16 protein-coding genes are annotated in these 23,716 nt (G+C 32.5%); 3 read left to right on the forward strand and 13 right to left on the reverse strand.

The features are described 5' to 3' along the window. Positions 1-2: 2 nt before the first annotated feature. From AC23L6_RS06610 to AC23L6_RS06635, 6 genes are all read right to left on the reverse strand, one after another. Positions 3-1,205 (reverse strand): restriction endonuclease subunit S, encoded by a 1,203-nt coding sequence (locus AC23L6_RS06610; protein ID WP_487561506.1) that lies wholly within the window; start codon positions 1,203-1,205, stop codon positions 3-5. Then, positions 1,195-4,191 (reverse strand): type I restriction endonuclease subunit R, encoded by a 2,997-nt coding sequence (locus tag AC23L6_RS06615; RefSeq protein WP_487561505.1) that lies wholly within the window; start codon positions 4,189-4,191, stop codon positions 1,195-1,197. Before AC23L6_RS06615 ends, AC23L6_RS06610 begins: the two co-directional genes overlap by 11 nt. Before the next feature lie 370 nt (positions 4,192-4,561). Next, positions 4,562-5,632, reverse strand: coding sequence for an ACR3 family arsenite efflux transporter (arsB, locus tag AC23L6_RS06620; RefSeq protein ID WP_487561504.1), 1,071 nt, complete (start codon positions 5,630-5,632; stop codon positions 4,562-4,564). 2 nt (positions 5,633-5,634) lie between these two features. Then, positions 5,635-6,267 carry an arsenate-mycothiol transferase ArsC gene (locus AC23L6_RS06625; protein WP_487561502.1) on the reverse strand — a complete coding sequence of 211 codons (633 nt, stop codon included), beginning with the start codon at positions 6,265-6,267 and terminating at the stop codon, positions 5,635-5,637. A gap of 26 nt (positions 6,268-6,293) precedes the next feature. Then, positions 6,294-6,761: a DUF6428 family protein gene (locus AC23L6_RS06630; RefSeq protein WP_487561501.1), complete on the reverse strand. Its 468-nt coding sequence runs from the start codon at positions 6,759-6,761 to the stop codon at positions 6,294-6,296. 19 nt (positions 6,762-6,780) lie between these two features. Beyond that, complete coding sequence (locus AC23L6_RS06635; RefSeq protein WP_487561500.1) at positions 6,781-7,113, reverse strand: ArsR/SmtB family transcription factor; 333 nt, start codon at positions 7,111-7,113, stop codon at positions 6,781-6,783. A 503-nt stretch (positions 7,114-7,616) separates the two neighbouring features. On the opposite strand from AC23L6_RS06635, the gene AC23L6_RS06640 reads away from it, so the two are divergent. After that, positions 7,617-7,826 carry a hypothetical protein gene (locus AC23L6_RS06640; protein WP_487561498.1) on the forward strand — a complete coding sequence of 70 codons (210 nt, stop codon included), beginning with the start codon at positions 7,617-7,619 and terminating at the stop codon, positions 7,824-7,826. 53 nt (positions 7,827-7,879) lie between these two features. On the opposite strand, the gene AC23L6_RS06645 is transcribed toward AC23L6_RS06640, so the two are convergent. From AC23L6_RS06645 to AC23L6_RS06670, 6 genes are all read right to left on the reverse strand, one after another. After that, positions 7,880-9,907: a heavy metal translocating P-type ATPase gene (locus AC23L6_RS06645; RefSeq protein ID WP_487561497.1), complete on the reverse strand. Its 2,028-nt coding sequence runs from the start codon at positions 9,905-9,907 to the stop codon at positions 7,880-7,882. 3 nt (positions 9,908-9,910) lie between these two features. Further along, positions 9,911-10,333 carry an EamA family transporter gene (locus tag AC23L6_RS06650; protein ID WP_487561496.1) on the reverse strand — a complete coding sequence of 141 codons (423 nt, stop codon included), beginning with the start codon at positions 10,331-10,333 and terminating at the stop codon, positions 9,911-9,913. An 11-nt stretch (positions 10,334-10,344) separates the two neighbouring features. Beyond that, a complete protein-coding gene (locus AC23L6_RS06655) occupies positions 10,345-10,701 on the reverse strand; it encodes a heavy-metal-associated domain-containing protein (protein WP_487561495.1) in 357 nt (118 codons plus the stop codon). Positions 10,702-10,734: 33 nt separating this feature from the next. Further along, on the reverse strand, positions 10,735-11,889 hold the full coding sequence (locus tag AC23L6_RS06660) for an efflux RND transporter periplasmic adaptor subunit (protein WP_487561493.1): 1,155 nt from the start codon (positions 11,887-11,889) through the stop codon (positions 10,735-10,737). Positions 11,890-11,900: 11 nt separating this feature from the next. Then, positions 11,901-16,205, reverse strand: a complete 4,305-nt coding sequence (locus AC23L6_RS06665; protein WP_487561492.1) for a CusA/CzcA family heavy metal efflux RND transporter — start codon at positions 16,203-16,205, stop codon at positions 11,901-11,903. Positions 16,206-16,299: 94 nt separating this feature from the next. Beyond that, entirely contained in the window at positions 16,300-16,614 is a 315-nt protein-coding gene (locus AC23L6_RS06670) for a DUF6660 family protein (protein ID WP_487561490.1), read from the reverse strand. A gap of 119 nt (positions 16,615-16,733) precedes the next feature. Between AC23L6_RS06670 and AC23L6_RS06675 the strand changes: the two genes are divergently transcribed. Both AC23L6_RS06675 and AC23L6_RS06680 read left to right on the forward strand, forming a co-directional pair. Then, on the forward strand, positions 16,734-19,829 hold the full coding sequence (locus tag AC23L6_RS06675) for an Eco57I restriction-modification methylase domain-containing protein (protein WP_487561489.1): 3,096 nt from the start codon (positions 16,734-16,736) through the stop codon (positions 19,827-19,829). Positions 19,830-19,865: 36 nt separating this feature from the next. Continuing rightward, on the forward strand, positions 19,866-22,592 hold the full coding sequence (locus tag AC23L6_RS06680; RefSeq protein WP_487561488.1) for an AAA family ATPase: 2,727 nt from the start codon (positions 19,866-19,868) through the stop codon (positions 22,590-22,592). A 100-nt stretch (positions 22,593-22,692) separates the two neighbouring features. Here the strand turns inward: AC23L6_RS06680 and AC23L6_RS06685 are convergent, their stop codons facing one another. Next, a complete protein-coding gene (locus AC23L6_RS06685) occupies positions 22,693-23,628 on the reverse strand; it encodes a DUF6371 domain-containing protein (RefSeq protein ID WP_487561487.1) in 936 nt (311 codons plus the stop codon). Positions 23,629-23,716 lie beyond the last annotated feature (88 nt).

Genomic DNA, 23,716 nt, shown 5'->3' on the forward strand with positions numbered 1-23,716 from the left:
AACTACTCATTTATTTTAGGAAACAACCCTTGCAACAAGCCTTTTTTATGGTTTTGCAGTTGCGTTATTTTCTGGTTTTGGGCTTGAATTAAACTGTCTAAAGATGAAAGTGTATCGGCTATTTTTTGTTGTTCTTTAATTTTGGGCAGAGGTACTTTTAATTCTAATAGGTCACTATTATTTACATTCAAAGCACCATTTGCTCTTGCTCCAATTGCAATAAATTTTCGTAACCATTTTCCATGAATATTGTTATCAAATAAAAATTTTAAATAGTAAGGAAATATTTTTTCTTCATTTACTCTAAAACAAGTAAATATACTATTTGGAACTGCACCAACTTCATATTTGTCTAATATTGATATCTGTCCTTCTGGAAAAACCTTTGTTGAACTTTTGTTAAATGCGAAATCATTTTTCTTAATTACTATATAATTACCATAAGAATTTCCAGCAATTTCTCTTCCAAATTTTTCTAACTGTGATATTAATCCTTTACCAGAGTCAATACTAATCAAGGTAAAGTTTCGATTACCAACCCTCTCGTTTATGATGGTTGCTATTTCACCCAATTTAGTCTCTTCCCACTCACCCTCATTTTCAAACTCCTTAAATCGAAATTTGGGTACTTTTTCGTCTTCTTGTGGAAAAAGGTGTTGCAACAATCCTTTTTTGTGCTTTTGTAAGGCACTTAGTTTTTCTTGGTGGGCTTCCAATAACGCATCCAATGAACTGAGACAATCAGCTATTTTTTGTTGTTCGAGTGGGTTTTTGGGAACTTCAATTGGGAAATTTTGAAGAATTGGCAATCTCAATGAAAGGACAGTTGATTGAACGGCTTTTTTTGATAAAAGATTACTCTTACTGAAAACTGAAAAATATACAAACTGACCATTACTATTGAAATCTTTCAAAACATATGCTCTTTGATGTAGATTAAATTTTCCTTTGTAATATTTAGGCACAAATCTCACACCTTCTCCAGGTACAATTACTGCCTCAGAATCAAAAATATACTCATTTGAAGCCTTAATAACTTCTGACCTATCAAATAATGGGTATTTACCATTTTCTATATGATCTTGAGCATTTGCTTTACCATTTGTAATAAAACTTACATCATTTAATATTTTCTCCTCCCATTCTCCATCATTTTTAAACTCAGGAAAACGTAAATCGGGTAGTAGTGGGTTGTTATTTTTCATAAGCACTTAATCCAGATATTTCACTACCGTTGGCTAGTTTTTTGAGTTGTGGTATAAGGTCGGTCATGAGTGCTTCTTCTTTGGCACTGCGTTCTTTCCAGTTGAGTTGTAAAGGTTCTAATAAATCGGTTAATTGTTCGCCATCAAATATCAATCGGTTCATGATGGTGTTTACAAAAGCTTTGAGTTGTTGCATGTCTATACTATGTATTTCGGCTATGCGTTTGAGTTCTTTGTTGTATTTTTCTTCTTTAAAGTCTTTATAGCCTTGTTTGAGTTTTTCTACATCTTGCGCCACATTCCAATCCAAACTGTTAATGTATTCGGTAATGTCTTCGCGTTCTTCCATTAGGTTAGAAGTAGAAGACAGCAATCCAATAATTTCTTGTTTGGTCATCTTTTGTTTTGATGGTTTGAGTTGCAAGTTGTTGGCTACCAAATTCATAATATAGTCGTAGTCAATTACGGCTGAGGCAAAAAGCACAAATTCAAAATCGAGTTGCTGAATGGCTTCGGGTGCATCATTGCCTTCTTTTTCTTGTATTTCTCTGAACTGTTTTGCAGTTTCGATATACGAACTACGAAACGCCTGAAGCGTATCAGTGGGTAAAATAGTTTCAATTTGTTGTTTTTGCGTATCGTTTAAATCGGTATACTGATCGAGTTGTGTTTTGAGTCGTTGTACCTCTTTAAAATTTTTAACAAAAGCAATTTTGGCACTATCACCTTTAAGATTATACACCTCGCTAGGTTCGTTAACTAAGTTTTGCGAGGTCATATAAATACCTAATTCTTCAACCGCTTTTTGGTATTTTTCAATGACTTCTTCGGCAGGTTCTACCATCCAAATTTTAACAGCTTTATCAATAGTTTTACCAGAAAATAGTGCAATAGCTTGATTAACTGCTTCTTCTTGTGAACGAAAATCGAGTATGTTTCCATACGGTTTACTGTCGTTCAAAACGCGGTTGGTTCGTGAAAACGCTTGTATTAAACCGTGATACCGCAGTTTTTTATCTACATACAGCGTATTGAGAAACTTAGAGTCAAAACCAGTGAGCAGCATATCGACTACAATAGTAATGTCAATTTTTTTCTGATGTGGATAATCTTTGTTACTGTATTTTTGGTCTTTGATGCGTTGTTGTACATCTTGATAGTACAAATCAAACTCAGTTATGGTATGATTAGTTTCATATTTCTTATTAAAATCGGCAATAATTTCTTCTAACGCTTGTTTCTTTTCTTCAGGATTTTGCTGGTTGTCATATTGTTCCTGATGTAAATCTTCTTGCAGTTGACGAATATCATCCACATTTTTTTGATTACCCTCTTTACCCAACAATTGTGCTGGTGGAGAAAAAACACAAGTAACGTTTAAAGGCACATAGCTATCGTCTGCTTCAGCTTTTTGCTTTTGAATAGTTTTAAACAAACGGTAATATTCAATAGCGTTGTTAATACTTGCTGTGGCTAAAATGGCATTAAACTTACGTTGGTTAGTTGCTGCATTGTGTTTTTCAATAATGGCTTCTACCACAGCTTGTTGGGCTATGGCTTCACCTGGTTTTGGTTTTACTTCTCCTTTGCCTTCAAAATAATCGATATGAAAACGCAAAACGTTTTTATCTTCTATAGCTTCAGTTATAGTATATGTTGGAAACTCGTTTTGAAAGATGGATTTGGTAGTTTTGTAGGTAGCAATCTTATCTTCGCGTTCAATATAAGTTGAATTTTCTGGGAAAATGGGTGTACCTGTAAAGCCAAAAAGTTGTGCTTTTGGAAAGAAGTCTTTAATTGCTTGGTGGTTATCACCAAATTGCGAACGATGGCATTCGTCAAAAATAAAAACCATGCGTTTGTCTTGTAACGATTCAAGACGTTCTTTATAATTTTTTTTGCTGTTGCTATCTAAGGCAATTCCCAGTTTTTGAATGGTGGTAACAATTACTTTGTCTTCATAACTAGAAGAAAGCAAACGGCGTACAAGCGTTTCGGTATTGGTGTTTTCTTCTACACTACCTTCTTGAAATTTATTAAATTCTTCCCGCGTTTGACGGTCAAGATCTTTTCGGTCAACGACAAAAAGACATTTGTCAATTTCAGGATTTTCTTTAAGTAGCGTTGAGGCTTTAAACGAGGTCAATGTTTTTCCACTACCTGTAGTGTGCCATATATAGCCGTTTCCTCTGTTTTGTTGAATACTATCTACTATTGCTTTTACTGCATAAATTTGGTAAGGTCGCATAACTAGTAATTTTTGCTCACTAGCAACCAAAACCATGTATTTGCTAATCATTTCGCCCAAAGTACATTTAGGTAGAAATTTAGAAGAAAAAGCATCTAGACGAGAGATTTTTACATTATTTTCATCGGATAGTTTGTAAACAGGTAAAAACTGTTCGTCTGCATCAAACTGAAAATGTTGATTTTTATTGTTTGCAAAGTAATAAGTATCAAATTCATTACTCACTATAAACAACTGCATAAAACAAAGCAATGAATTTGTATAACCATTTCCTGCATCGTTTTTGTAATCAACAATTTGTTGCATGGCTTTTCTTGGAGAGATGGCAATGTCTTTTAGCTCGATTTGAACCAATGGCAAACCATTAATTAATAAAATCACATCATATCGATGATGACTATTCTCGGTATTTATTCGTAATTGATTGATGACTTCAAAATCATTTTTACACCAATCTTTTAAATTTACGAGTGAATATTGTAGTGGAGTGCCGTCTTCTCTTTGAAAATATTGTCTTTCTCTTAAGAATTTTGAAGCAGCAAAAACATCAGGATTGATGATTTCATCACGCAAACGTGCAAATTCAGAAGCACTTAAATTAACTCGATTCAGTAGCTCAAATTTTTGTTTGAAGTTTTTTTCAAGAGAGATTCTGTCCTTAATATCAGGACGATATGTGTATTTTAAATCAACAAGTTTTTGAATGAAACGCTCTTCTATTTCTCGTTCTTTGCTCATATAAATTAAATGTGATGAAAGATACTACTTTTAGATTATTTTACAATTTAATTCTATTTTAAAAAAAGAAAATTTAATTCTTAAAAAAATCACTTTCCGATACAGAAATAATGAGTTATTGATTTTAAAGGGCTTTAATGAAATGAGGTACAAATAAGGTACAACAAATAAAAAATAACCTAAATAATTCCCTCTTTAATAAAGATGCAACTGGATTGCAATTATTGATATTATTCATTGCAATTGCATTGCAATTCCTTTAATAAAGAACATATTCAAAACACATAAACCTTTACAAAAATTTGTAAAGGTATTGCAATTATTTTTATCGCATATTGTTTTAGATGTGTTACTTCTTATTTGAAGAAATTTATGCTTTAGCAATATAATATTTTTTCCTAAACCAAAAAGCAAGATTTACCAATGCAATTAATGCAGGCACTTCCACTAATGGTCCAATAACACCTGCAAAAGCTTCACCACTATTGATACCAAAAACTCCAATAGCTACCGCAATCGCTAATTCAAAATTGTTTCCAGTTGCTGTAAAGGCAATTGCTGTCGATTTTGAATAATCTGCGCCAAAATATTTGCCTATGAAAAAACTGATGGTAAACATTATTGCAAAATAGATTACTAACGGAATTGCAATCCGAACTACATCCATTGGAATCTGTATAATTAATTCTCCTTTTAAACTGAACATTAAAATTATAGTGAATAACAATGAAATTAATGTTATTGGAGAAATAAAAGGAACATATTTATTTTCAAACCATTCTGAACCTTTGAGAGCAATAAGGGTGTAACGGCTTATTATTCCGAGTGCAAAAGGAATTCCTAAATATACACCTACGCTTTCTGCAATTTGTCCGATGCTAATATTCACTTCAAAGCCTTTATATCCAAAATAAGGAGGTAAAATCGTGATGAAAACATAAGCATAAACACTGTACAACAATACTTGAAAAATACTGTTTAAAGCTATTAATCCTGCTCCGTATTCACGATTTCCTTCGGCTAAATCATTCCAAACCACTACCATTGCAATACATCGGGCTAAACCGATAAGAATTACCCCAATCATGTATTCGGGATAGCCATTTAGAAATAATAATGCTAAAAAGAACATCAAAATCGGACCAATAATCCAATTTAAAATTAATGATGCGCCGAGTACTTTTGTGTTTTTAAATACTTCTCCCATTTTGGAATAATTCACTTTGGCTAATGGTGGGTACATCATCAGAATTAATCCTATTGCTAAAGGGATATTGGTTGTCCCACTTGAAAAGGAATTAATAAAACCACTACTTGAGGGAATGAAATAGCCAACAGATACACCTACAGCCATTGCTAAGAATATCCAAAGGGTTAAAAATCTATCAAGAAAGCCTAACTTTTTTCGTTCTACTACAGGAGCACAATTATTTGCTGACATAATTATTGTTTGATTAGTGAGAAAACATAAAACATTTCGGTTGCAATCTGTAAACTGCGTTCCTCATATTTTTCTGCTTGTTGTGGAGTGTTGTCAAATGCTTTTGGGTCTTCAAATGTGATTGGAATACGTTTCTCTGCACCTGCAATAAAAGGGCAACCTCCATCGGCTTGTGAACAAGTCATTATAGCGGCAAACTGATTTTCGGGGTTAAAGTCATCATCATAGGTTTTAGAAAAGCCAATAATTGGATGCTCATTTTCTGCGTATTTGATACTGTAAATTGGATTGTTTCCCTCTGCAATTTTTTTGATTTTGAAGCCTTGATTTTCTAAAGTTTTTGCAACCATAGGAAACATTGCTGTTGCTTCTGTTCCGCCCGAATAACAAAATACATTATTGATATTATAATTAGCTGCCGCTGTTTGTGCCCAAACTTGGGAAAGATGGCTTCTTCTTGAATTGTGAGTACAAATTAAATTCAATCTTATTTCCTGCCGATTTGTAGTTTTGGACTGAATGTAGTCGACAAGCGGTTGCAAAGTTTCTTTACGCTCTGCCGAAATGTTATTGAAATTAAAAGTGCTTATTAATTTTTCAATTTCCGAAAAAATAATTGTTTTAGTTGTAGTCATTTTTTTGATTTCTAGGAGTTACTTTATTAACAACAGTTTCCATCAGGAGCGCAACAAGGTTCATCTGTTCTATCTGATAATCTTACTTTTTGCTTTTCGGCAGGAATGCCACATTGGTCTTGTGCCAAACAAGCGGTTTGTTTGTTTAGTAAGACAAAATCGTTTCCGTCAAAATCTAAATCGTATTTACCAATGGTTGTGTCTTGGTATTCAACTTCAATTTCAAAATCTTCAATCCCTAATACTTTTTCAGATAGTTCAATAATGTTTATTAATTTTTGAGGTTTTAAACGATGTTCAAAATCATTGGCATCCCACAACTGGAAATTAACAACAGTTTCTTTTCGTACTGTTCCGCCACAATCGATGAAGTTTTTGGTTATTAAACCTACTTCGGTTACATGGAAATGTTCAGGTACTGAAGTGCCGTTCGGTAAAGTGAAGTTAACAGCTTCAACTGTTTTTAGAATAGATTTAATTTGTGATAATTTCATAATAATTCATTATTTAAGTTTAACAACATTTATTTCTTTTTTTATCAAGATGTTCCGTAATGTGCTGAAAAAAGCCTTTGATTTTTTCTACACCAGATTCATTAATACAATAGCATATTGAGTTTCCTTCAATACTTCCTTTTATCAAGCCTGCATTTTTTAGTTCTTTTAGATGTTGTGATACCGTTGGTTGCGCCAATGGCAATTCGTTTACAATGTCTCCACAGATACAAGTATCAACTTTTAGTAAGTATTCCATAATTGCTATTCGGGCAGGATGCCCTAATGCTTTGGCTAAAATGGCTAAATCATTTTGTTGTTCGGTAAAGTGGTCAGTTTTAGTTGCTCCCATAGTAATATATTTATATTGCAATATTACGATTAATATTTATTTTCGCAAAATAATTTTACACTATATTCATAAATTAGGTAAGGTGGCTGTATTGAAAAAATATCTATATTTGCTACTGTATGAAATCAATAACTTTTATAATTGCATTGTACATAACAGTTTTGACAGCTCTACCTTTTGTAAGTTATGTCAATACTACAATTTTACACTCTAACGAAAGTTGTGATAAAAATTGCTGCAATAATAAAAATGAAAGTAAATCCGGAAAAAGTCAACAAACCGGAATATGCAATCCTTTTCAATCTTGTGCTTATTGTTTTGCATTTATACCCTCAGCAAGCACTTTTGAACCACTCTTCATTCAGGAAATTAAGGTTAGTTACCCATTACAGAATGTAAATTTCATTTCTAACTTTAGTTCAAGCTATTTTCATCCCCCTGATAGCGTTTAAATTTTTTCGTCAACAAATTGAAAATAATTTAAACATAATATTTATACTATCATGAAAAAAAAATTAGGAATTGGCATTCTCGCTTTAATAATGATTAGCGGTGCCTTGGCTTTTGCAAACAACAGTTTTGTAACTAAATCTAAAGATGTTTGCCCAGACAGACCGGGTTGTATTTGTTCGGATAATACTAAACAATCTTGTTCTGTTAAAACTACAACTTGTGATAAAGCAAGTTGTCCTGATACACCAGGTTGTAACTAGCCTTAAATAGATTAGACAAAAATAAACCCGTTATGAAAGTAACGGGTTTTCTTTTAAATAAATTTCATCCTTTGAATTCTTACTGCATTTAGAATCGCCAACAATGCTACACCAACATCTGCAAAAACAGCTTCCCACATAGTTGCTAAACCACCTGCACCGAGAATCAAAACAATTGCTTTTACTGTAAATGCTAAACCGATATTTTGCCAAACAATTTGTTTTGTTTTTTTGCCAATATTGATCGCGGTAAATATTTTATATGGCTGGTCGTTTTGAATTACGATGTCTGCGGTTTCTATTGTTGCATCGCTTCCCAAACCACCCATTGCAATTCCTGCATCGGCGAGGGCAACTACAGGCGCATCATTTACACCATCACCAACAAAAGCAATTTTTAGGTTTTGTGATTTCAGTTCTTGTACTTTTTCTACTTTGTTTTCAGGCAATAAATCGCCGTGTGCTAAATCTATACTTAATTCTTTTGCAACAGCCTTTACAACGGCTTGTTTATCGCCCGAAAGCATTACGGTTTTGATATTTACCTTGTGTAAGCTTTCAATTGCCTGTTTTGCATCTTCTTTTATTTCATCGGCAATTAGAAAATAGCCGGAATACTTTTGATTGATGGCAATAACAATAATTGTAAAAGGAGTATTCTCGATTTCGGCATCGTAACTGATATTGTATTTTTTCATCAGTTTTACATTTCCTGCCAAAATTTCGTTTCCGTCAACTTTACCTTTTAGTCCGTGTCCTGCAATTTCTTCAACATCAGTAACACTTGCATCTTTTTCTATTCCTTTTGCGTGTTCAATTATAGCAGTTCCTACTGGATGCGTTGATTTGGTTTCAAGTGCTGCTACCCATTTTACTAAATCTGATTCTGAAACATCAACGGCTACTACTTTTTGAACTTTAAAAACGCCTTTGGTTAGTGTTCCTGTTTTATCCATAACAACTACTTGAATAGATGCCATTATATCGAGAAAACTAGAACCTTTAAAAAGAATACCGTTTTTACTCGCTGCTCCAATTCCGCCAAAATAACCCAAAGGAATACTGATAACTAAAGCACAAGGACAGGAAATAACCAAGAAGACTAATGCTCTGTATAGCCAATCTCTAAACACATAATTATCAACAAAAAGCATTGGTAACACACAAATTGCAATTGCTAAAAACACTACAATTGGTGTATAGATTTTGGCAAATTTTCTAATGAATAATTCTGTTGGTGCTTTTTTGGCTGTGGCTTCCTGCACCATTTCGAGAATTTTTGAAAGTTTACTATCGGTATAAGCAGTAGTAACTTCAACTTGAGCAACGGTGTTTAGGTTTATCATTCCTGCCAAAACGGTTTCTCCTTTCAGCTTACTATCGGGTTTGCTTTCTCCTGTCAATGCGGCGGTATTAAATGTTGCATTGTCTGACAATAATTTTCCATCTAATGCTAATTTTTCTCCAGGTTTTAATTGGATGATTTCGCCAATAGTTATTTCAGAAGCTTTTTTGGAAATAGCAATATTTTCCTTTAAAACGGTAGCTTCATCAGGTCGCTGGTCTAATAATAATTTGATATTAGATTTTGCTCTTTGAACTGCTAATGTTTGAAATATTTCTCCAATAGCATAAAACAGCATTACAGCAACTCCTTCGGGAAACTGACCTATCGAAAATGCTCCAATTGTAGCGATGCACATTAATAGAAATTCCGAAAATATTTCGCCTTTACGGATGCTTTCAACAGCTTCTTTTAAAACAGGAAAACCAACAGGAATATAAGCCATAATATACCAACCAATTCGCACCCAACCTGTAAACCAAGTTTGAGGAAAATAATTGTCGAAAGCGATTGCAATGAGTAACAAAGCGAAACTAATAATTGCAGGAGTAAACATTTGCAATGTAGTTTGGTTTCCGCTAGAATGGTCGTGGTCGTGTCCGTCATCATCAGAATATTTGTGTTCATCGTGAGTACTACAACATCCTGATTGCTTATCTGTTTTATGATTTATTTTCTCTTCGAGTGTGCAACAAAGCTGTTTGCCATTTGCATCGTATTTGTGTTGGTGTTGCATCTTTTACTTTAATGTTAATATTAAAATTCCGCTAATAATCAATAAACCACCAATAGCAATTTTCCAAGTAAATTGTTCGTTTAAAAAGAAAAATGATAAGGCAAGTACAATGATTATACTGCCTTTATCAATTAGTGCAATTTCTGAAACATTACCAACTTTCATTGCCCGATAATAAAATATCCATGAAATTGTAGTTGTTAATCCCGATATTCCGAGAAGCAAAAAGTCTTTTTTGGTAAGGTTTGCAAAATCTTTCGTATTGTTGAATACCAAAATATTGAGCCAAATAAGGAAAAAAACAAACGATGTTCTGATTGCCAAACCTGTATCAGAAGCAACGTTTTTTAATCCAGCTTTGGCTATTACAGAAGTAAATCCTGCAAATACCATAGATATAATTGCGAAAATTTGATATTGTTTCATGGTAAGTTTTTTTAAATTGCTTTACAGCATCCATCTAAAGAAGCCAATCCTTCTTCAGTAGCTTTTATCTCATCAGCATCATAGCCTAATTTGGCAATTCCTTTTTTGATTTCCAATAAGGTTGTTTTTTTTGAATTGTAATAGATAGTAAAAGTTTGAGCCTTATCATCAAGCTCATACATTTTTACGCCTTTGATTTTTAGCATTTCTGTTTTAAATTTTAATCCACACGTTTCACATTCTTTACAATGGTCGCAGTTTAAAGTGGTTTTAATAATTGCTTTTTGATTTGTCTTTTGTGCTATTGTTGTATTTGAAATAAATAATACAGCTATTATCAATAGCGTTGATTTTAGTACATTCTTCATTTTTATTATTTTTAAATTATTATTGTGTTTTATTTACTCTTCTTCTCCGCTTCCTTTTGTCAATTCTGACAATAAATAGTAAGCTCCTTTAATTACTACTTTGGCATCGGATGCTACTTTGTCAATTGCTTTTACTTCGGTATATCCCATATCAGTTGCTCCAGTAGTAATTTTAATTTGTTGAAACGTATTCTTGGCTGTTTCAATAAATATAAAATGGTCTTCTCCATTGTTTACAATAGCTTCCGTTGGTAATGCAATTGCATTCGCATTATTGATTTTTACTCTTGCCTCTACATACATACCCGGCAAAACCGTTTCGGTCATTTCGTTAATTTTGGCGTGAACCAATACCGCTTGTTCATTAGGTTCAAACGCTTTATTGACTGCATAAATAGTGGCAGGGTGCGTGTGTGCAATATCATTGGCATCGCTGAAAGTTATTTGCTGTCCAATCTTTATTTTGTGAATGTCTTTTTCAAAAACTTTCAAATCCAAATGTAAAAAACGATTGTCAATGATTTCAAAAAGTAAGGCGTTAGGTTCAGCATATTTTCCCATACTCAAATTGACGTGTTGGATGTAACCACTGATAGGAGCAGTAATGGCAATGCTTGAAGCAATGTTTTTAGAAGATAAATTAGCAACATTAATACCCAATTGCATCAATTTAGATTTAAAGGTTTCTCTTTTGGCTTGTGCAATCTGCAATTCCCTTTGTGCCTGTTGATAGGTCTTACCTGCGTTGATGTTATCATCCCTTAATTCCTTTTGGCGTTGGTATTCCTTTTCCAAATAAGAAAGATTAGCGTTGTTCTCTAAATAATCTTGTTGCAATTGCAAAACTTCGGTATTGACAATAGTAGCTAATGTTTTCCCTGCTTTTACAAATTCGCCCTCTTGAACGTAGATGTTTTTTACAATTCCACCACTCAAAATACTCACTTGCGCTTGGTATTGTGGAGGCAAAGAAAGCTTACCATTTATTTTTAAGGAAGAAGTTAGGTTTTTGTTTTCAAAACTACCCAACTCTAATCCGATAGCCTTGATTTGAGCATCTGTAAAATGAACGATAGTTTGGCTTTTCGATTCAGTTTTAGCTTCTTCTTTTTTAGGTTCTTCGGAATTGTTCTTGCACGAGCTAAAGGTCAGTATAGCAATAAGTGCGATGATTATATTGTGTTTCATAAGAATGAATTTTATTTGTTAATTAAGTATTGAATATTGATAACCGTTTGATTGTAATTATTCAACACCGTTAGATAATCTGTTTTTATTTTATTGGCATCTTTTAGGTTTTGGGCATACTCAATATAGCCGATGTCTCCCGATTTGTATAACCGTTGAGCGGAGGTTATAATACTTTCAGCCATTGGTAAACCCTCTGCTTTGTAATAATTGAGTTGTTCCAAATATTGTTTTTGTTGTTCAAATTGTTGCAAATAGATTGTTGTTAATTCCTGCTGTGATTTTTCCAATTCCTTTTTTGCAATCTGCGTTTCAATTTCAGCCGCTTGGCTTCTTGCTTTGATGCCATTTCTGAACAAAGGAATATTAATTCCAACACTTCCGTAATAGAATGGCTTTTCCTTGTCTAAACTTTGTCCGTTGAAGCCCAAATTAAAAGATGGTATTGCCTTTGCCTTTTCTGCTTTTACTGTTAATTCTTTGGTAATAATCTGTTGTTGCAAATACTTTAAAATGGGATGGTCTTTCACTAATGTACTATCGGTTAAACTGATTTCGGGCAACGCTTCGTACTTTGATGGAGCTGTGTAGTTTTCATTGCTTTTTGTCCATTTTTGAAGTTCCGTCAAATAATAAACCACTTGTGTATTGGCTTGTGCCAGTTGGCTTTTCAATTCTTTACGTTGTAATGATGCACTGATTTTCTCTAATCTGTTGCTCTCGCCAACTTGAAATTTTTTATCAGCATACTTTTCATAGTCAGCAAAAACCTTATCGGTTTCAACCAGTAAATTGTATTGTTGCCAACTGTAAAGCCAATTGTAATATGCATTGGAAACATTTTTAATCAATTCACTTTTGGTAACTTCTTCAAAGGATTTGGCTAGGGTTACATTCTGATTTAACAGTTTCCTATTAGCACTATTAGTTACTCTGAAACCTTGTGCTACTCCAACATTGTAATCAAAAAGCTTACTGTTCATTTGTCCTAAATTGCTATTGATGCTAAAAGGATCTAAAACAGTAGCCGTTTTTGTCAAAGTTTGCTGTTGCTTGGTTTGCAACGATGCCTGTTGTATAGTTGGGTAATTTTTTATTGCTAATTGCAAAGCATCGTTTAACTGTAACGGATTGGTTTGTGCTTTTGCAGTATATGAAAAACTGCTCATTATCAACAATGCAATAACAGTAATTACAGGATTTCCCTTTTTAGGTTTTTTGGGTGTCATAACTAAATAATATAAAACAGGTAAAACAAATAAAGTCAATAATGTAGAGGTTAATAAACCACCTATTACAACGGTTGCTAAAGGTTTTTGTACTTCTGCACCTGCACTGGTTGACAATGCCATTGGCAAAAAACCTAATGATGCTACAGTTGCAGTTGCCAAAATAGGTCTTAACCTAGCAGCACTTCCTTTGTAAATTCGTTTCAATAAATCATCTTCTCCCTCGTCTTTCAGACTGTTATAATAACTGATTAATACAATACCGTTGAGTACTGCCACGCCAAATAATGCAATAAATCCAACTCCTGCTGAAATGCTAAAATTCATTCCACGAACCCATAAAGCCAATATACCGCCAATAGCCGCTAATGGAATAGCCGAAAAGATAATAGTAGCTTCTTTAATGGATTTGAATGTAATAAACAGTAAAAAGAAAATCAGCAATAACGCAACAGGAACAGCCAATTGCAAACGCCCTTTAGCTTCCTGCAAGTTTTGAAACTGCCCTCCATAAGTGATAAAATAGCCTTCGGGAAGTTTTAATTTAGCATCTAACTTTTTTTGAATGTCTAAAACGACACTTTCTACATCACGACCTCTAACATTGGCTTCTATCACAATTCTGCGTTGTGCATCTTCACGGCTTATTTGCGATGGAGATGTTTTAAAAGTTACTTCTGCTACTTCGTTTAAAGGTATTTGATTACCGTTTGGAGTAGGAATCAATAAACTTTTAAGGGCATCAATATCTGTATTTTCATTTTTTGGAATACGAACTACTAAATCAAATTTTCTTTCTCCCTCATAAACAACTCCAGTTGTTCCTCCTGCATAAGCTGTATTTATAATTCGGTTCACATTGGCAATGTTCAAACCATATTGTGCAATTTTGTTACGATTATAACTGACTACCAAATTAGGCATCCCTGTCACTTGTTCAACTTTAATATCAGCTAAACCGTCAATTGATTTTAAGAGAGGAACTGCTTTGTTTGCTTCCGAAAAAAGACGGTCTAAATTGTCTCCAAATATTTTTATCGCAATATCCGATTTAACCCCTGCAATCAGCTCATTAAAACGCATTTGAATAGGTTGCTCAAAAGACAAATTACATCCCGGAATGGCACTCAACTTTTCATTCATTTTTTCTGCCAATTCTTCCTTGTCACTTGCAGTAGTCCATTCTTTTTTGTCTTTTAAAACCATAATTACATCGGCACTTTCAATTGGCATTGGGTCTGTTGGTATTTCACTACTGCCAATTTTACTTACTGCTTCATTAACTTCCGGAAATTGTTTTACAATATTTTCTAATTGTGTAGCTACTTCAATACTTTGTGGTAAACTACTTCCTTGACGAATAGTATAATTCATAGCAAAATCTCCCTCGTCTAATTCGGGGATAAACTCACCACCTAAAGAATTAAATATAAATAGTGATGCGATGAATAGAAAAATAGCACTCCCAACAACTATAAATTTTCGCTCCAAAGCTTTTACTAAATAGGGTTGATACCAGTTGTTCAACTTATTCATAAACCTATCGGTAAAATTAGGTTTGTCGTGGATTTGTTTACTTAAAAATAAACTACTAGCCCACGGCACATAAGTAAGGGAAAGTATTAATGCTCCCAAAATAGCAAAGCTTACAGTTTGCGCCATTGGCATAAACATTTTGCCCTCAACACCACTCAATACAAATAATGGAATGTAAACTATTAAGATTATGATTTGCCCAAAAATGGCACTACTCATAATTTTAGAAGAGTTACTGATTACTTCCTTGTCCATTTGTTTTTGGGACAGCATATTGTTTTTATAATGCTTGGAGAAAATGTGCAATGTGGCTTCAACAATGATAACAGCTCCATCCACTATAAGACCAAAATCCAATGCTCCCATACTCATTAGATTGGCACTTAATCCGAACATATTCATAATAATTATAGCAAAAAGCATCGCTAAAGGAATTACTGAAGCTACTATTAACCCAGCTCGCAAACTTCCTAAAAACAACACCAAAACAAGGATTACAATTAATGCACCCTCAAGCAAATTTGTACTTACCGTGTGAACTGTTCTGTCAATTAGTTTGGTTCTATCAATGAACACATCAATTTTTACTCCTTGAGGTAATGATTTTTCGATTGATTTTATTCTGTCTTTTACTCTTCCAATAACCCTCACAGCGTTTTCGCCTTTTTGCATCAAGACAACACCTCCGACAGTTTCTCCGCCTCCGTTTCTTGTCATTGCACCATAACGAGGTGCTGAACCAAATTTTACTTCGGCAATATCTTTTATTAGAATAGGAACACCAGTATTGTTTTTTACCACAATGTTATTGATGTCTTCCAAGTTTTGAATTAATCCTTCTCCTCGTATAAAGTAGATATTCGGACCTTTATCAATGTAACTTCCACCTGTGTTTTCGTTGTTGTTTTGCAGCGCATCAAAAACATCTATTAGGTTCAAATTATTGGCTGCTAATCGCTCTGGTTTTACCGAAACTTCATATTGCTTGAGTTTACCACCAAAACTACTTACATCTACCACGCCAACAGTTCCTAATAGCTGACGGCGAACAATCCAATCTTGAATAGTTCTTAATTCGGATAGGTCGTATTTTTTTTCATAGCCTTTTTGTGGCACTAACACATATTGGAAAATTTCTCCAAGCCCAGTAGTTGGGGGCAATAATTCGGGAGAACCGTATTGTTTGGGTATGTTTTCTGTGGCTGTTTTAATTTTTTCATCAACACGTTGACGAGCGATATTTACAGGCACGTTGTCCTTAAAAACAATTGTTATTACTGATAATCCCGAACGGCTTGTACTTCGCAATTCTACCATTTCCTGCAATGATTTGAATTCCGTTTCTAATGGATAGGTAATAAATTGTTCTACTTCTTGAGTAGCTAAATTTGGGGAATTTGTAATTACTTGAACTTGATTGTTGGTTACATCGGGTAGCGCATCTACACTCAACTGTGTAAATGAGTAGATTCCAAACGAAACAAAAATAGCAAGTAAAACCCCTGTAATCAGTTTGTTGTTTACTGAAAAGTTTATGATTTTATTTATCATTGTTATAGTATAATGAATGAGTAATTAGGCACGAATGCCCATTAAATACTGTGGAAAGTCCACAACTCTATAACCCAAAATTATTCGGGTTTCATTATGCTATTTGAGGAGGTTGCCATATACTTCCGAAGAAATTGGAAGCAAAAACCGATTTGTATTCGGGTATTTTTTTATCAATAATAGTCTTAATGGAAATCAGACTATATGAGGAAGCATTATTTAGTGAAAACCCTTGACAACCACAACAGCTACAAACACACATTGGAGAACAAACATCGTTATCGTGGTGTGGTGTAGATTGGTTACTTATCGCTACTTTTTTGGAAGTTGAGAAAGCCTCTCCATCTGCACAGGGAATACAGGAAAGTCCAATCAAATAGAATGATAATATGAGAGTTAGTATTTTCACAGGTGTAAAAATAGGATATTTATTTTTATGATTATCAATGTCATTAAAAATCCTTACAGTATTCTTACATAATTCGCAAAATATTAACTAATTTGGTAATCTAAATAAAGTGTTACTAAATGGCGTTATTCCAAGCATCTGTACTCAAAAAATATTTGAGCCAACAAGATACAGACCACATACAAAAAGCATATAAAAAGTATAGCAAGTATTTTCACAATACTGCTATTCAAGAAAACATTCGCAACAGTAAAGAAGAACAATTCCAAGAAGGTTTTTTGAGAGAGTTATTTGTTGACATCTTGGGTTATACACTCAATCCCGCACCAAAATTTAATCTAACCACCGAATTCAAAAACCTAAAAGGAGCTAAAAAAGCGGATGGAGCTATACTAAAAGACGGCAAAGCCATAGGAGTTATTGAACTTAAAGGAACTGATACCAAAGACCTCGAAAGTATTCGGCAACAAGCATTTGATTATAAGGCTAATCACATAGGATGCAATTATGTAATTACTTCCAATTTCGAAAAATTACGGTTCTACATTAATGATGCTGTTGAATATGAAGAGTTCAATTTATTTACACTTACTGTAAAGCAATTTGAATTGTTATATCTATGCTTGGCAAAGGAAAATATACTATCAAATAAACCACTCACAATAAAAGAAACCTCTATACTGGAGGAAAAAGAGATTACAAATAGATTTTATGGCGATTACTCTTTATTTAAGCGTGAGTTGTTTCGTGATTTGGTTAAGCAAAATCAAAATAATGGACTGTTTCGTGATTTAACTGAAAAGAATTTCAAATTGACACTTTTCAAAAAGTCACAAAAGCTTTTAGACCGTTTTCTTTTTATTTTGTTTGCTGAAGACAGAGGTTTATTAGCACCTAATACTATTACAACAATCAACAATGAATGGAAAGCATTGAAAGAGTTGGATGTGGAAATGCCATTATATGACCGTTATAAACAATATTTCAGTTTTCTCGATACTGGACGTAAAGGGACTGACAAGAAAGAAGAAGTCTTTGCTTATAATGGTGGATTGTTCCAACCCGATGCTATTTTAGATGCAATCATTATTGACGATGAACTACTATATCGTCATACAAAGCACTTGACGACTTATCATTTCGAAAGTCAAGTTGATGTGAATATACTTGGTCACATCTTCGAACATTCGTTAAATGAAATTGAAAGCATCAACGCTGAAATTGAAGGAACTGATTTTGACAAACAAAAAACCAAACGAAAAAAAGATGGTGTTTTTTATACGCCAAAATATATTACTAAGTACATAGTCGATAATACGATTGGAAAACTATGTACGGAGAAAAAACAAGAAATCGGTATCGTTGATGAAGAATATGCAAAAGGGCGTAAAAATCGCCACGAAGCCACAATTAAAAAACTAGACCAACAACTTAAAGATTATCGAGAATGGCTACTAGAGCTAACCATTTGTGACCCTGCTTGTGGTTCAGGTGCATTTCTTAACCAAGCATTAGATTTCTTGATAAAAGAACACAATTATTTAGACGAACTCAACAAGCAACTCTTTGGTGGCTTTTTTGTATTTCCCGATATTGAAAACCAAATTTTAGAGCACAATATTTATGGTGTTGACCTCAATGACGAAAGTGTAGAAATTGCAAAACTTTCCTTGTGGTTAAGGACTGCACAACCAAAACGAAAACTAACTAGTTTAAACAATAATATCAAATGTGGTAACTCACTTATAGAAAGTAAAACTATTGCCGGTGACAAAGCTTTCAATTGGAAAGAACAATTCCCAGAGGTATTTGCCAAAGGTGGTTTTGATGTCATTATTGGAAATCCGCCTTATGTTTTTGCAAGAGATAATTTTCGTCAAGAAGAAAAGGATTATTTTGTTTCGAAATATGTATCAGCTAAATATCAAATCAACACTTATTTGTTGTTCATAGAAAAATCAGTTCTTATCCTAAAAGATAGTGGGATATACGGTTTGATTATACCAAATTCTTGGTTAATGATGTATTCGGGAGAAGGATTAAGAAAGTTTTTGTTAGAAACCAATAAGCTAAATCAGATAATAAATTTGGCTGGATTTTCTTTTGAAACGGCAAATGTTGAAACAGTAATTTTATTAGCCGAAAAAGAAATCGTTAAAAAGGAAAACACTGTTGAAATATTATTAAACAATGGAAATGAATTCTATTTTTCGCATTCAAAAAAACAAACTGAATTTTCTAAAAACAAAGGGTATGAATTCAAAGTTTTCTTGGATGATGATAGCGATGAATTGAATGTGAAAATCAATAAAAATTCTGAAATATTAGACAATCTAGTTTTAATAAAAGCTGGTCTAAAAGCTTATGAGAAAGGCAAAGGAGAGCCAAAGCAAACTGCTTCTGATGTAGTAAATAGAATTTATGATTATAATTATAAATTTGATAATGATACTTATAAATATTTAGAAGGGAAAGATGTTGGAAGATATTTTACTAGTTGGGCTGGCTCCTATTTAAAGTATGGGAAACACCTCGCTGCTCCTCGAACTTTTAACTTGTTTAATGGTAAAAAGATTATCATTAGAGAGATTACAGGAAATTATCCAAAGTGCCTAATTGCTACCTATGATGAAGATATTTATTTATTCAATATGAGTAACATAGCTATTGTAGAAAAAGCAAACTCTGACATTTCTTTAAAGTATATTCTAGCAGTTTTAAACAGCAAATTATTATCCTATTACTTTGTAAAGAACACCGCAAAATCAGTTAGAAAATTATTTCCAAAAATCATTTTAAATGATTTAAGAAAGTTTCCAATCAAAAAAATAAATCCAGTTGAACAAGAACCATTTATTGAAAATGCTGATAAAATATTAGCCTTAAATAAAGAATTGCAACGAGTAAATACAAAATTCAACAATTACTTTTCAGGACAATACAAACTAGAAAAACTAACTAAAAAGTTAGAAAACTGGAGCGAATTAGCGTTTACAGAATTCATTGCAGAACTTAACAAAGCCATAAAGGCAACAGGAAAAACACCATTAACCAAAAAGGACGAGTTCGATTGGATAGAGTTGTTTGAGGAAAACAAAGCGAATGCACAAAACTTAATAACCGAGATTAATGAAACTGATGCCACTATTGATAAAATGGTGTTTGAGTTGTATGGGTTGAGTAAGGCGGAAAAAGAAATTATAGATAATAGTTAATGTAACAAAAACATAAATCTCAATAAACCTAATAAAATGGCAAATGCTATAGAGGACTTATCAAGATTATCATTTGATAAAAAAGAATGGATTACGGAACTTAAAAACAAGGTTTGTCAAAATGGTAAACTTGAACTTGAAGACATTCAAACAGCTTTTGATAAAATTCTTTCTGAAACTGAATTAGAAGATATTGAAATATTGAGTTCCGATTCTACTAATGCTGTGGTTGAAAAGACAATTTTAAGTATTTATGAAAATCAAAATATAGGCGGATTATATGATAATAAAAAAATTGATTTTAGTCCATTATTCACTCTAATTTACGGAAAAAATGGTAGTGGAAAATCAACCTATTATCGAGCTTTAAAAGACGCTTTTCACAGTAATCAGCACATCAAAGGGAATATATATAACGGTAGTAGTGCTGCATCAAAAGCAAAGTTTGATTTTACTAAAAAAAGCGAGCATTTAAGACTTCAAAAAAAAGGCATAAATATCAATTCAGGTGATATTGAAACTGTAGATTGGATTGCTGGCACACAACACAATTCAAAGATTAAATTTTGTGATAGTGAAATATTGAAAAGCTCTTTATCTAAAAAAGAAGCAGGGTGGAGCGTTGATAGATATAAGTTAGGATATTTTGATATTTTAAGAGACGCTGTAATAAAAGTTGAAGAAAAAGCAACAGTTAAAATTAACAGTCTATCAACTTCTTATACTTCTAATTTAACAACTATTCTTAATGGCTTGGTTTCCAATGAGCCAAATTCTATAAAAACATATTTTACAGTAAATCAAAATAACTTTGAATTACTGACTACAAAACTACGTGAACTTATTTCACTTGAATTAGAGACGAATCATGCAGAAAAAAAAGAAACTGCACAAAGAAAGTCAACAACATCAATTATTGATTTTACAACAAAAATTGAACTGCTAAAATCTAAAATCACTAGTTTAGATAAAATCGTTTCATTTTGTCATACAAAAAGCCAATTACTAAACGAAATAGAAAGTATAAAAGTAAAAATTGCTCGTTTAAAAGTATTGAAAGAGAGCTTAGATTTTTCAAAATTTGAACAATATCAATTAGTATTTAATCCCAACGAAAATAACGACAAGTTTATTGAATTAGTAAAAAAAATTACAGAAACAGCACTTGCTTTTAATTATGTAAGTTATCCAAATGATGTAGATAAATGTTTTTATTGCAATCAAGAATTACCCGAAGAAAATCTGAAACTTATTCAAGAAATTCATTCTATTGTTGGAAATGAAGTTAATACCGAAATCGAAACATTATCAAACGAAATTGAGTTATTCAAAACTAAAATAGATAGAATTAGTTTTGAATTCTTTGACTATGATTATAAAAGTATTGGAGAAATCCATTCCGTTTTATTAAAAACTATTGTCAATATCAAGGATGTTCACGAAAATGTTTTGGAAAATTCTGATTTAGCTGCTTTAAAAAATGAACTAGATGATTTAAACATTACAACTGACTTTACAGTAAATATAGAACTTACCGAACTGTTATCAATTATTGCATTATCTGATAAAAATAATTTAAAAACAGAGCTGTCAATTACCAGTAAAGAATTAGAAGAGATTGAGCTAACAAAAGCAAAAGCATTAAAAGAATTAAATGAACTTTTAGATGCAGAGTTTTGTTTTAACCAAAAAGAATTACTCAAAAAGATTTTAGACGATTTAGTAAATCACTCGAAGTATAAAACCCAAAGTGGTTTCTTTTCAACTTATAAAACCAAAATATCCCGAGAAAAAGGAAATGTTGAAAAAAGATTAATACAAGCTGATTACTTAGTTACTTTTAATCAAAACTTAGATTTCTTTGAACTTCCAAAACGAGACAAAATCGACAGGACATTTTCAAATCCTGATGGTAAAAGTAAAATAGATGTTAGTATTAAAAGTGGCGGTGATAGTTTTGCAATTAACTCAATTTTAAGTGAGGGAGAAGCAAAAGTTTACTCTTTGTGTGATTGGCTGACTGAATTAAAATACGATGATAATAACATTCTAGTATTTGACGATCCAATTACCAGTCTTGACCAAGTTAACATATATAAAGTAGTAGAAAAAATAATTGAATTAAGTAAAACATATCAAGTTATAGTTTTTACACACAATTTTGAATTCTATCATAGATTAGTTCAACAATCTTTAGGTGGCTCTCCAATTGATAAAGGGAAATGTGAAATATGTGATAATGAAATTATTGCAAATCAATGTATTGGATTTAATACTACAACAAGTAATACACACAAATGTTCGAGCTATTATACAATAAATAGTATTATTCAACCTGGACAAATAGTTGAAGAAGTTTTGTTTCTTACTCTCAATTGGGAAAAAAGGTTTGAGATTATTAGAAACAATCTTTTAGCTGGTGACATATCTGAAGTTGATAAACATTTAAGAACATCCATAAATAATTTTTTTGAAAGATTTGTTTTGAATGATATTAAAAGGCAAGTGTATAAAAACAACGACTTGATAAAAGAATGGAGAGACATGAGGGATATTGATGAAGCTGATTATAATACTTTAATGGATGTTCATAATAAAATATCAGGAGAAGGAACTGTTCACGAGCCATCGCCAGAGGTAAGAACTACTTTAGATGCTCAAGGATATATTATAGAATTTAATAAAGTGGTAAGAGCTGTAAATAATATAAGAAGTTATGGCAATCCTACGCCACCAAGAGCAATAGAAGAAATTCCTATTTGATAAATAATTAATAGCCTTATTTAAAAAGGATTGAGAAATATTGCAATAGTATTGCAATGATTTAGGATGATAATTGCAATGCCATTGCAATGCTTTATTTTTATTGGATAGTATTTATTTTTCTAAACACATCTTCCAAATCATTATTGTAAATACCCTCAAGTTTTAATTGTTCGTCAGTTTTACATTCGGTCATATCCCATATTTTGGTATTTATCCCCAACGAAATAAGAGTTGGTATTTTGTTTAAAATTATACTAACCGCATTTTCGCTCATATCGGGAATGATTAATACATTATGACCAATTAAAGGGCTTACTTTATTTTCTGTTAATCCGTTAATTCCACCATAAGCCACCCAAACATATTGAGGAAATAGAATGTACCCTATAATAGCTGTTTTTTCGCTTTCAGTTAGTACAATTGTTTTCTTTGTTTTGATTTTATCGTAAACCAAATGCTCTCCAAATAAGCAGTTGAAATAGCCATCTTCATTTTTATAGGGAACTTTAAATTTATTGGTTCTCTTACCGTTTGTATCATAGTAAGCTATTTTAGCTTTTTGGACTTTTAAATTACTATTTATGTTCCAAAAGATAATACCTCCGTCATTACTTGTCCCAAGAGCATAAATTTCTTTCGCATCTTCTGTTTTTAAATCTCCATACGTTTTGCGTAAATATTGAAGCAAATTATTTTCGGGAATTACTTTGTAATATTTCCATATTATTGATTCGTTTATGAATTTTTGAGCTGTTGTTTTTTGGGCATTAATGATGCTTTTTTTAGGAAGAATTAAATCTGTTTGAAATTTATTTTCTAATTCATTCCAAATGTATTGTACTCCGTTTTCATCAGTATATATAGTAGGAGGTAAGGAAGCTTTTCCGCAAGAATGACAATAACCGTATTCTTGACCTAGATTTTTATAGTTAATAAATTTTCCGTCTGAATTATTTCTGCCACAACAAGGAGTGATTAATTTATAATCTCTTTTGGAATTGAATGTAAGCTCTAATTTGGTTTTTTGAAGCATAATCGTATTATTTGGGTTTGCAACCTGCAACTTGAAATATTTTAATTAATCCTTGTTAAGTATTGATTTTATTAAGTGTTTAGAGGTT

Source organism: Flavobacterium sp. R1_16 (genome assembly GCF_057652095.1).

Excerpts from the sequence above, each read along its gene's own strand:
- AC23L6_RS06660 (WP_487561493.1), bottom strand. The coding sequence starts at position 11,889 with ATGAAACACAATATAATCATCGCACTTATTGCTATACTGACCTTTAGC.
- AC23L6_RS06630 (WP_487561501.1), bottom strand. The coding sequence starts at position 6,761 with ATGAAATTATCACAAATTAAATCTATTCTAAAAACAGTTGAAGCTGTT.
- AC23L6_RS06655 (WP_487561495.1), bottom strand. The coding sequence starts at position 10,701 with ATGAAGAATGTACTAAAATCAACGCTATTGATAATAGCTGTATTATTT.
- AC23L6_RS06675 (WP_487561489.1), top strand. The coding sequence starts at position 16,734 with ATGGCGTTATTCCAAGCATCTGTACTCAAAAAATATTTGAGCCAACAA.
- arsB (WP_487561504.1), bottom strand. The coding sequence starts at position 5,632 with ATGTCAGCAAATAATTGTGCTCCTGTAGTAGAACGAAAAAAGTTAGGC.
- AC23L6_RS06650 (WP_487561496.1), bottom strand. The coding sequence starts at position 10,333 with ATGAAACAATATCAAATTTTCGCAATTATATCTATGGTATTTGCAGGA.
- AC23L6_RS06640 (WP_487561498.1), top strand. The coding sequence starts at position 7,617 with ATGAAAAAAAAATTAGGAATTGGCATTCTCGCTTTAATAATGATTAGC.
- AC23L6_RS06685 (WP_487561487.1), bottom strand. The coding sequence starts at position 23,628 with ATGCTTCAAAAAACCAAATTAGAGCTTACATTCAATTCCAAAAGAGAT.
- AC23L6_RS06680 (WP_487561488.1), top strand. The coding sequence starts at position 19,866 with ATGGCAAATGCTATAGAGGACTTATCAAGATTATCATTTGATAAAAAA.
- AC23L6_RS06610 (WP_487561506.1), bottom strand. The coding sequence starts at position 1,205 with ATGAAAAATAACAACCCACTACTACCCGATTTACGTTTTCCTGAGTTT.
- AC23L6_RS06625 (WP_487561502.1), bottom strand. The coding sequence starts at position 6,267 with ATGACTACAACTAAAACAATTATTTTTTCGGAAATTGAAAAATTAATA.
- AC23L6_RS06615 (WP_487561505.1), bottom strand. The coding sequence starts at position 4,191 with ATGAGCAAAGAACGAGAAATAGAAGAGCGTTTCATTCAAAAACTTGTT.
- AC23L6_RS06645 (WP_487561497.1), bottom strand. The coding sequence starts at position 9,907 with ATGCAACACCAACACAAATACGATGCAAATGGCAAACAGCTTTGTTGC.
- AC23L6_RS06665 (WP_487561492.1), bottom strand. The coding sequence starts at position 16,205 with ATGATAAATAAAATCATAAACTTTTCAGTAAACAACAAACTGATTACA.
- AC23L6_RS06635 (WP_487561500.1), bottom strand. The coding sequence starts at position 7,113 with ATGGGAGCAACTAAAACTGACCACTTTACCGAACAACAAAATGATTTA.